Origin of the sequence: Marinobacter sp. 3-2, from assembly GCF_003751355.1 — a bacterium.
Classification (GTDB): domain Bacteria; phylum Pseudomonadota; class Gammaproteobacteria; order Pseudomonadales; family Oleiphilaceae; genus Marinobacter; species Marinobacter adhaerens.
The window spans coordinates 1-10375 of record NZ_RJUQ01000005.1 but is presented as its reverse complement, the minus strand read 5'-3'; the positions used below and the strand labels follow the sequence as shown (position 1 = coordinate 10375).

The 10375-nt window shown below is 49.9% G+C and carries 8 protein-coding genes; 2 read left to right on the top strand and 6 right to left on the bottom strand.

Features of this window, described 5'->3' with window-relative positions:
• Positions 1–735 precede the first annotated feature (735 nt).
• Complete coding sequence (locus EDB94_RS01670; RefSeq protein WP_108019939.1) at positions 736–1422, bottom strand: hypothetical protein; 687 nt, start codon at positions 1420–1422, stop codon at positions 736–738.
• Between the two features lie 633 nt (positions 1423–2055).
• On the opposite strand from EDB94_RS01670, the gene EDB94_RS01665 reads away from it, so the two are divergent.
• Positions 2056–2385 carry a hypothetical protein gene (locus EDB94_RS01665; RefSeq protein WP_108019937.1) on the top strand — a complete coding sequence of 110 codons (330 nt, stop codon included), beginning with the start codon at positions 2056–2058 and terminating at the stop codon, positions 2383–2385.
• Between the two features lie 209 nt (positions 2386–2594).
• Here the strand turns inward: EDB94_RS01665 and EDB94_RS01660 are convergent, their stop codons facing one another.
• The 5 genes from EDB94_RS01660 to EDB94_RS01640 are packed head-to-tail and all read right to left on the bottom strand — an operon-like array spanning position 2595 to position 8074.
• Complete coding sequence (locus EDB94_RS01660; RefSeq protein ID WP_108019935.1) at positions 2595–3194, bottom strand: histidine phosphatase family protein; 600 nt, start codon at positions 3192–3194, stop codon at positions 2595–2597.
• The gene (locus tag EDB94_RS01655) at positions 3191–4840 is read right to left on the bottom strand and encodes a methyltransferase (RefSeq protein WP_181259090.1); all 1650 of its coding nucleotides are present in this window, start codon (positions 4838–4840) and stop codon (positions 3191–3193) included. Before EDB94_RS01655 ends, EDB94_RS01660 begins: the two co-directional genes overlap by 4 nt.
• Before the next feature lie 8 nt (positions 4841–4848).
• The gene (locus tag EDB94_RS20770) at positions 4849–5883 is read right to left on the bottom strand and encodes a radical SAM/SPASM domain-containing protein (RefSeq protein WP_146162236.1); all 1035 of its coding nucleotides are present in this window, start codon (positions 5881–5883) and stop codon (positions 4849–4851) included.
• Positions 5880–7175 carry a glycosyltransferase gene (locus tag EDB94_RS20765; RefSeq protein WP_108019929.1) on the bottom strand — a complete coding sequence of 432 codons (1296 nt, stop codon included), beginning with the start codon at positions 7173–7175 and terminating at the stop codon, positions 5880–5882. The genes EDB94_RS20770 and EDB94_RS20765 overlap by 4 nt, the downstream gene beginning before the upstream one ends.
• Positions 7172–8074, bottom strand: a complete 903-nt coding sequence (locus tag EDB94_RS01640) for an NAD(P)-dependent oxidoreductase (RefSeq protein ID WP_108019927.1) — start codon at positions 8072–8074, stop codon at positions 7172–7174. The genes EDB94_RS20765 and EDB94_RS01640 overlap by 4 nt, the downstream gene beginning before the upstream one ends.
• Before the next feature lie 598 nt (positions 8075–8672).
• Between EDB94_RS01640 and EDB94_RS01635 the strand changes: the two genes are divergently transcribed.
• Positions 8673–9707, top strand: coding sequence for a patatin-like phospholipase family protein (locus EDB94_RS01635; RefSeq protein ID WP_108019925.1), 1035 nt, complete (start codon positions 8673–8675; stop codon positions 9705–9707).
• The last annotated feature ends 668 nt before the right edge of the window (positions 9708–10375 follow it).

Genomic DNA, 10375 nt, shown 5'->3' with positions numbered 1-10375 from the left:
AAGTTTCTAGTTTTCGCCATCGTCTTCACCTGATTCATTATGTGAGTGATCATACACTCAAAATCAGGTGGCCAGATTTACTATGCCACTACACTATGCCGCGTCGCCTGGAGACTATTGTACGTACCATGATTACCTCCTTTCTCTGTCTAGTAGCTGTTCACAACGAGTACTATTCCCAATCGGGACAGAGTAGCACTCTGTTTTGGACCGCGCTTGGAATTGGAATTTCACTATCCTTGATAGTGGTGATGTTGCCAATCATTCGTTGGTTTCGTAAGCCCGTTCAAAACCAAGGCATCGAATGAGAGAGTGAACCTCCAGTTTGACATCTTCGCAATCTGGGCTGCTCTGATCTTCCTAAGTTTTGAATCGACTGCGCCGTAGTACTATTGGTCACTGATGACCCTGGCCCAGAATTCTTAACCGTTGAAAACTGGAAAATCCGGTATGATTGAGCCCCGAGCAGGAGATCAAGCCATGAAGCAATCCTTGACACCGAAGAGCGGATTGCGGTCGCCCTGATGCAAGCCGGAGTGGCTACATCGATCCTGGGAGTCTGTCGCAAGTTTGACGTCTCCGATGCCACGCTTTACAACTTGCGCTAGAGGAAATTCGACCCGGGGGCAATCCGAGCTTAAAACGACTCAAGCAGGTGGTGGCGGACTTGTACCAAGAGGCGGATCTCTCCTGGCCAGGAGCGGCACTAAACCGGTGTTAGGGTTATCTCAAACCCTACCAGGTTCCTGGGTAGCTAAACGACTTGGTTCTCTCAAGGGAAAAATCGTTTTCGCCATCACCTGCGCGTATCAGGGAAAGCGTTGTCCGCGCGCTATCAGATTTTCCATAGAGGTGTGCACCATGCTGAAACATGGAGAATAACCCCTCGAAATGGAACTCAAGGTCAACCTTATCATCAACCAAACGGGTATCTGCGAAATTAACATATACAGTCGCGGTACTTCCTCGGTGGTTAATCGATGATATCCCGAGTTCGAACATCTCCTCGCCTTTTTTTACAACGTTGTTGTAGATTGATTCCACGGTACAACCAGGAAATAAAATATTTACCAAGGTAATAGTCCCCGGGCTAAATACACCCAAAGTGCCACCATTATCGTCAATTACTGACCAGTATATTGATCCGCCTCTTCTAATTCCTGCGTTATCAACAGTTTCTTTACTGTGCAGGAGCTGGATACTTAATATTGCACTGTCGCGATTTCCGGTATTAAATACTGCGGCCTCAAGTGTACAGGTTGCTTCGCTATTGGGCATGTTCTGGAAATCAAAATCGAGCATGCGCATCGTCAGGCTGGCCTCTTCTCGCCACCACTGATTATAGAATCCTGCTGCTGATATTAGCAGTGCGGTCAATGAGGCGACGATTGCTATCTGCGATTGAGTGATGTGCGGTCTCATTTCTTACCCTCTGGAGCGTCACTTTCCGACCTATGCTCTAATCATAGGCTAGGAGTTCTCACTTCACCGGGATAAACCCACCGCAGATCCAGGCTCAATATGGGTTCATCGGACGGAACCGCCTATGAGTGAGGAATTGAAATTAACTTCTGACCTTTCGGTAAGGCCACAGTCTGTGACAGCGTGGAGTCGTTCAACGGCAAATTCCGCTAGTAATGCCTGAATGAGAATTGGTTATTGTCACTGGCGGATGCCAAGCAGAAGATTGATGCTTGGGATCGCTCAATAATCGTGTCAGATCCCACTCCACATTGAGGGGCATACGTTCTGATCTGACCCCACTCACTGAACCACTCACTGAACCACTCACTGCCTAGGATGAGCTTAGCCAGATACCCATGACACACCCCAGCCTCAAACGGAAGCCTTTGCACTGGCGTCTGAGCTGACGCCACCCAGATGGGAATGACGTCTAATTCGGTTGTAGACCACTTTGATGTCTGGTTTGAAAAGCAGGGATTGGTTACTGCAAGTCGATCTTTTGGAAAATATGGAGACTTGGCCTACATTGCAAGAGGCACCGGCGGAATCAACACGGCTTAAACGCGCTTTTTCGACCCAAGGAGAATAATTATGACGGATTCTAACCATGAAACCGAAGACAAGATGAAAGAAGCAACTGAAACAAATGAAGCGGGGGTGAGTCGAACTATAAACATTCTTGCTCCTGCGATTATTCAGGCTGCGGGGTCAATAATTGGTGCGCTATTTACCGGTAAAGGAATGCCAAACGACAAAGTAAGTAATAAAGTAAATGCTTTAAAAAATAGCAAACGCTTTCATTGGATTTTATTATTTGGAGTTGGGGTAATTGCCATCGGTGCCTTTATTGATGGCTTAAGTAAGATTATTGGCTTTTTCATTTTATTATACGGATGGATGAGTGCGGCAATCGGATTGTAGCAATGCATTGCGAGCAATTTGATCTTCACCCAATTTACTGCGGCGGTTTGTCAGATTTGTAAACATCGCCGGTTCAGGCTCGAAGGTGACATACTTGGGTGGTCAGCAACTTTATTGACACACCAATCTCCTTGACCCTGACCCCGTTTTAGTGACAATCATTGTCAGAAAATCCAGCTCTTAACCATGAGCAATTCAACGCAGTCCGGCTATAAGAATAAACCAGACGAAGAGTATGAAATATCGAGAGCCTCTCTCTTCCCCAAGCGGATTGTTAAACCGCCCAAGAAATCCGGCCATTCTTCAAGCTCCAATGGCGTCTTCTGAAGCCGACTCGCAAGGGTAGCAACAACGGTGTCATGCGTTACCCAAACATGAACACCATCATCTGACTCTGACAGCATCTCCTCAATAGATTGCCGCATCTGTGCAACTGCCTCATCCAGGTCTCTAAACCCAGGCCATACGGAAGTGCCACTCAAGAGATATTGGTTCACGGCTTCCGCGCCCTTCTCAACCCAATTCGTCCATGCCAGTTCTGCATCATCGATTATGAACCCCGGATCCCCAAGCAGGTTGGAACGCCCGATGGATGTGAGTGGAAGCTCGTGATGCTCTGCAATTAGCTCAGCTGTTTGTATGCAACGCAGAATGGGGCTGCTTTCAATGGATAAAATTTCTCGCGGAAACGACTTGGCCAATCGCTTTGTTTCGTGAATACCATTCGACGTCAGGGAGAGTTCGTTGCCGACAGTTCCATCTTGAATGGCAGGTCTCTCGGCGTGCCTGATAATAAGAAGAGTTTTCATGGCTTGAGCCTACAGCGCAGGACGGATACTAGGCTTGCACCGCGAATGGTCTCAACAACATCGAATCCCGCGTTATGAAGAAGATCAGAGTAGTGATCCTCCGACCTTTCCTGGCCTCCAGTAACCGCCAAGAGGTGTAAGTCGCATAACCCCCCACCAAATCCCAACGTTGGTAGAATCATTTCGAGGACAAGTAACTCCCCTCCTGGTCTCAGTGCTGCCTTGGCGTGTTCGAAAATCAATGCCACCTGCTCATCGTTCCAATCATGGAGCACTCTCGCTAAGAGCAGTTTATCGGCGCAGATTGGCCAGGGCTCGAACAGGTCAAACGGCAGGTAATGGACACCATCGTACAATTGATGCCGAGTGATCTCGGCTTTGTCTCCGCAATAGACATCTGTTTCAGGGAAACGCCTCTTAACCAGCCAGCTGAGGGTGCCTGTGCCTCCAGCGGCGTCGAACACGACGTCGCCAGCATTGATGTTCAGCAACGGAACCACTGGAGCGTAATCGTGCAGTGCATAGCTGGCCAGCATTTCATGATGTGCTTTGACGCGTTCCTCGTCGTTGCTTACCTCGTCAAATATATCCTGGTCTACATCAGCCCCCTTCAAGATTGCTGGCAGCCTCTCCCAGCGCCTCAGCAAATCCCCACCGTATTCCTTTGGTGCTGAAGCAAGGGTTTTCGGATGGTCGGAGCGTAAATACTGGCCTTTCTTCGTCAGCACGTACTCATCCCGCTCCAATTGAATAACGCCCAACTCTCCCAAGGCTCGGAGAAACCGGACTAATCTTTCCGAAACCATACCGGTAGATTTGGTTAGCTGTTGCTGATTCGCCGGAAGTTGGTCCAACAGCCCAGACTGCGAAGCCGTCTTCAGAGCCATCGTTCGCCAGTAACCAACCATATCCGCAGACAGCTCGGCAAAATCGTCGATCGTGGGCCTGCGGAGGGTGCGCAAAGTTTCGCCTTTCTCATTGATGACCCTCAACGCGCCGTCGCCGGTCTCAACTCTTGAACAGCCGTTATAGAACGGTTCCACATTCGCATATCTTGCGGGATACAACGGCGTGCCCGCCTTAGAGATGTGATGCCAGCCTTCGTTACTCCGAGCCCTGGCGTAGCCTTTATGAAAGACGTCCAGATCAAGGAACCACTGGCCATGGATTAATTCTCCGGAGAAGTCGATATGGGAACTGAGGCCAACACGACCTTGGACAACGGCAGCCCCCTCACGAAAATCTCCGCAATAAGACCATTTTGATGAGTAGAGAGGCTTTCCTGAAAGATCGATATGGTAGTAAGAGCCTTCGACATCGCAGACCACGCAGACATCATTCTGGAAATTACCGACAAAGGCATATCGGCTCTCGTAGAGCGGATTTCCCTCTGAATCGATGTGAAACCAAAGTCCATCTGATACAACCGCAGCAACGCCGCAATAAAAGCCAAACGTCTCATCAAATCTGGCTTTGTAAGCATCGGTTCCGTCAGGACGAATGTGCCATGCAGTATGGGTGAGTTTGACCGGAGCAAGCCCTGGTGCGTGAAACGGAAGCACCTGATCAAAACGGCGCTGGTAGGCTTTCCTACCGTCTGACCTCAGATGGTGCGTACCACAGGGGCTGACCTTCAAATCATCCATGGCCGCACTCATGACGGGCGTCTCATGTTACAACTCTTGCACAAGTCATGATTTCGGTAATTTTCTACCAGAGCCGCATAGCGCTCACCTTTGATCACTTCCTCGACTGAGGTATCCATCAAATTTCCAAACTCGCCAAGAGACTTACGCTGTTGATCTGGAGCACAACAAACGTTAAATCGTCCCGTTGGGTCTACCCAGATCTCTTTATTTAAAAAGGGGCACTCACCATCCGGTGCTATGTCATCAAGATTCGCCAAATCGAGCTTGAAGAAGTTATCCAATCTGAGGGGGCGGCTACCCGGTACTGTCTGTTCTTGAACAATGGCCTCACACTCTTCAACGACACGGTTCCAGCGGGTAGCAAAGACGATGTCATTCCGCAGGCTTTGCGTTTCTAACTCCGGAAAGTGAGCCCAGAGTTGATGACCTTTCACTCGGTCAAACCCCATGGATGCAGCTAACCGAACCATCTCTGGAATTTCGTGTAGATTCTGGCGCATAAACGTTAACTGCATGGTCACGGAGCAGTAGTTGTCGCCGGCTAGTTCATCCCTAACCGCGATGAATCGTTTCGCTTTACTGATGTGCTCTTCCAACTCTGCCCCAAGCATGATGTCTCGGTGGGTTTGCGAAGTCGCTCCGTTCCAGCTGATTTTGACATCACTTCCGATTGGCACGATGCGCCTCGCCCAGTGTTCGACACTTTGATGTTGCTGGGGGCCGGGAAACGTTCCATTAGTGGTCAAATTAAGCTTCAGGCCTAACTCATGGCAAAGCTCCAGAAACATTTCGAAATGCGGGTAAAGGAGCGGTTCCCCCATTGTAGAGGGAATAATCTCGCGGAAACCCAGTGCCGCTACTTCCCGGACCACTTTCTCCAACAACCCCTTATCCATGATGGGGCGGATGCGACCTTGAGCGCTGCGTGTCGCTCTGTCATCGCCGTACGGAGAATGGTCTTCGCACATAACGCAATTCAGGTTGCAATAATCGGGATTGGTATCCAGCGTTGCCCGCCAAAAATCCGGTTTTAAACTCAATTCATGACTCGCTTGTATTGCTCTTCCAGATCGACCACGTGGGATTGAATGTCGGGAATCTGACCGTCGTCGCTGAATAGATAACCCCTCTGCCCCAGTTGGCGGGCCAACTCCGGGGCATCAACAAGGCGCTGCATCTGCTGTGATAGAGACGAAACATCTCTGTGCTGGTACAGCAGTCCATTCACTTCATGCTGAACGTATTCGCCCATTCCACCGGCATCAGCCGTAATCACGGGTACTCGGGCTTGCTGGGCTTCATGGATTACCAATGGAGAGTTTTCCACCCAGATTGATGGCGTCACAATCGCATCCGTTTTGTCGAAGACGTCTTTTGTGATCTGTTGGTTCTTGTATTCTGGCATCCAATGAATATGCGCCTGTTTTTCAATAGGCAGCGTATTGGCGATGGCTCTCAGTGCACGGCTATCCCGCCCCCTGTCACGTCCCCAGATGCGCAGTTGGCATTCACCTTTTACTTGGCCAAACGCTTGAATCAACTGATGGATGCCTTTGGCAGGGATATGGGTTCCGATATAGCCGAAAGTGAATGGTTCATCCGCAGTCCTCTGGCGGTCGGCCATCCGGCTTCGATCGAATCCGTAATCGAGATAGATGCTTTTCGGCTTCGGCAGCCCAAAATCGGTTTCGTACCTGGACTTGAGGTAGCGGGACGGTGATATGAACAGGTCAACCTGATCGACAACATCACGAACATGTGCCATGCGTCTTCCAACCCAATTTTCCCAGTAGGCGACGTCCTGTTCGAACTCGTCCTGTGCCCCTGAGAAATAGCGCGCATAGCATTGTGTGGCGCACTTCCGGTTCTCCTGGCCATCGCATGCGGCCCACAGATTGTCATCACCGGAATGCATCTGCATGAATTGACCACGGGGGCACATGAGCCAGTAGTCGTGAAGTGTATAAACCACAGGGACTTTTCGACGCTTGGCTTCGTAAACCAACGAAGTCGACAAATGGTTCAAATGCCCGATATGGACGACATCTGGCTTGATCTGATCAAGCAGCTCTGCGAACCGTTGGTCGATAACGGACAGCCTGTATCGATCGCGATGTCGGGGATTATTGACCAAGTGGACTCGAATGCTCGCCTGATCGTGATCTACGTCCTGCCTGAGCGATCCGTCAGGCCTGAACGCGTCTTCTTCACGAGTAAACACATGAACATCATGCCCCCGCTCGGCAAGCGCATGACAGATCGTTTGTGAATAAACCTCCGATCCCGCGTTGTAGAGCATGGGGTAGCCGTGGATTACTTTGAGAATTTTCATACTGTTTCAATCAACGAAGCGTTAGATTGGAATGCTTTTACCAAAGCGCGAATTCCCTCGGAGGGCGTGATTCTGGCCTCCCAGCCCAGCAGTCTTTTTGCTCGCTCGGGGTTCCCGATAAATCGTGCTACATCATAGGTGCGCGATGGTGCGGCAACGATGCTGGAATCTGAGTCGGCAGCGTCCACCGCGATGGTAGCGGCCTCAAGCAAGGTCGTTCCAATACCTGGAAGCAAATGGATGGGCGGCAAATGGTGTTCATTGGCACTGAGCAAAGCTACGAGCTGCGCTATTCCCCTAACCGTGTCGTCCACGTGAGTAAAATCGAAAAGGTGGTCAAAGCCGTCCACTCTTAGTGGTCGGCCTTCGGCGGCATTTCGAGAAAAAGCAGGTAAAACCCGGTCTTCATGATCCTCAACACACCCATAGACGTTAGCAAGCCGAACGACCGCCGTGTTCAGCCCCTCAAGTCGGGCCTCTTGCGCGTATCGCTCCATTTCCGCTTTGGCTCTTCCATATATGTTCACTGGGCAAAGTGGCGCATCTTCCGAAACCGGTATTTGATCCGGCTCCCCGTATACTTCCCGACTGCTGGCCAACAATACCCAGGGTTTCTGTTTGCACTGTGATGCGGCCTCCAGAATTGAGTGGCTGGCCACCGCGTTTGTCTGCCAGCATAGGGAAGGGTTCCGCTCACCCCATATCACCCTCGATACAGCTGCAAGGTGCACTACCCCAGAGACAGTAGAGACGACAGAACGAATAGCCTCTGGCTGGGTGATGTCACCACTGCCGTCCGCAATATCGAGCCCAACAACCTGGTAACCCGCTGATTTAAGACGAGGCACAAGATGTCGTCCGACGAGGCCTCGGTGACCGGTCACCAGGATTTTTGTCATGACCAAGAGCCCTTAGATTCAGATGAGTGGTCTTTCAAAGGAGAAGTTCAGCCAGCTACAGCTTCCAGACAGGTAACAGCGATAAAGAGAAAGATCCAAAACCTGTAGTTGGTTTGCGGCGTCTTTGACGATTTGCGTGCTATGGGTATCGCGTATGGAGTTTTCTCATGTTCGGATATCCATAACCGTTGGGTGCTCCTTGCTCGTCAGCAATATACTGAATCCTATAAGGAAAAACCAGTTGGCGTGGAAGTTCCCCTAAAGAAAGCAAAAAGTTCAACTGACCTGCTCTCCGCTAGTTAAACCACTTACTGCACGGGTAGAGGCGAGGCTAGCGAGCATCGCGGTGGTTTGTGGGGAAAGCGGATCTAAAAAACCGGGACCTGGCCAAAGCCCATGTGGTCGACTACATCAAGGTTTTTTTATCACCGAGTCCGACGTCATAAATCTAACGCGTAACCTTTTAAACAAAGCGATCGGGTGGCCGCTCTGATCATTTTGTGCTTCCATTAGTGCTAGCCGGTGATGTTAAGCAAATTGTTATAGGAGAAGTAACTTAGTTGTATCGGCGTTTTGACGCTCAAAGGAGGAGTGAAAAATGTCGTATCCGTTCAGAAATCTGGTTTTTGAAGGTGGTGGTGTAAAGGGCATTGCCTATGTTGGTGCTATGCAGGTTCTTGAGAGTGAGTCGATTCTCCAGAACATCAGTCGTGTAGGCGGAACATCCGCAGGTTCAATCAACGCGGTTTTGTTCGCAGCTGGCTACAGCAACGCAGAAATGTTGAAGGTTTTGAACCGACTGGATTTTAACGACTTTAAAGATGATAGTTGGTTAGCTCTCAGGGACATGAGACGACTCAAAGATGAGTACGGCTGGTATAAGGGAGATTATTTCCGGGACTGGATCGGTGACTTGCTAAAACAGAAGACCGGCTCAGCCAATGTCACTTTCAAAGCTCTCCACGAACACACCGGCAAAGAACTTTACGTCTACGCCTCAAACCTCTCTACTAAGTTCGGTGAAGTCTACTCGCCAGAGCATACACCACGAATGCGAGTGGTCGATGCCGTAAGACGCTCAATGTCGATCCCCCTCTTCTTTCGCGCAGTGCGAGACGACCGTGAAGATGTTTTTGTTGATGGCGGTGCGATCAACAATTACCCGGTAAAGATCTTTGACCGACAAAAGTACCTCGAGAATGGGAGTTTAAAAAGGATTCCTGGCTACTATGAAAAGGAGAACAAAAAACTAAGCCAGGTTTCCCCAAGAAGCAGCCCATACGTCTATAACAAAGAGACGCTCGGCTTCCGGCTCGATTCCGCGACTGAAATTGGAGTTTTTCGAGACGGCCAGACCCCAAAGAGCCAAGAAATAGACCACTTTCTCGACTACACGATGCAGCTGATCAAGACCGTGCTCGCCGTCCAGGATAGCCAGCATCTTCACAGCGATGACTGGCAGAGAACTGTCTATATCGACACCTTAGGAGTTGGAACTACAGACTTCGATTTGAGTGAACAACTAAAGAAGTCGCTTGTGAAATCCGGTAAGCAGGCAGCAAAGCGTTATCTTGAATGGTGGTCAGATGTTGAGAACGATCTTGCAGTCAATCATCCAGTATCAACGGCTTGATATTTCAAGAAGCAAAGATTGAGCTCCAGGAAGCCATAGGTGAAGCCAACTCCGGAGGTTTCCAATCCGTCAGGCGTCTAGCAAATCGAGGGCTTACCAGTGCGACGGGCCCTCTCTCGAAAGAGTCGACGTTGCGACCGGTAAACCAAAAATCAGGCAGCAAACAGACTGCGGATGAGTTGCACTGTAATTTTCCAAGTCTGAACGAACCTAATATGGGGCCAGGTTCAGCTGCTGTTTTATTCACTCACTATGCAGGTTTTTTCGGACTCTCAGAGATCGCTATAGCGATGCGGTCAGATTTCTGCTACTTCGGGGACGCCTGTCTAATTGCTGTTGAACTAAACATCTACCAGCAGAGGAAAATAGCATGGGCATGTTTTACAGAAGAGGTCACGTGTTGCTTGGTCTATTGACGCTGTTAGTGCTCACCGTTAATAGCTTCTCCAGGTCACCAGCGTTTCCGCAGTGTATGCATACCTGGCGTAGGCAGAAGTAACATCAACCGACGGTCCAAAATCTGCTCACTTAGATAAGCACCCAAGGTTTGAGTGGGCCTCGAATTCTGAACAGGGTAAGCGTCCGGTGATCCCATCTTGAGCCTGGCGCTGCCGTCGTCAGGATAGTGTCCACTTATTTTCTAGTGGACACTTAACATGAACGAATTA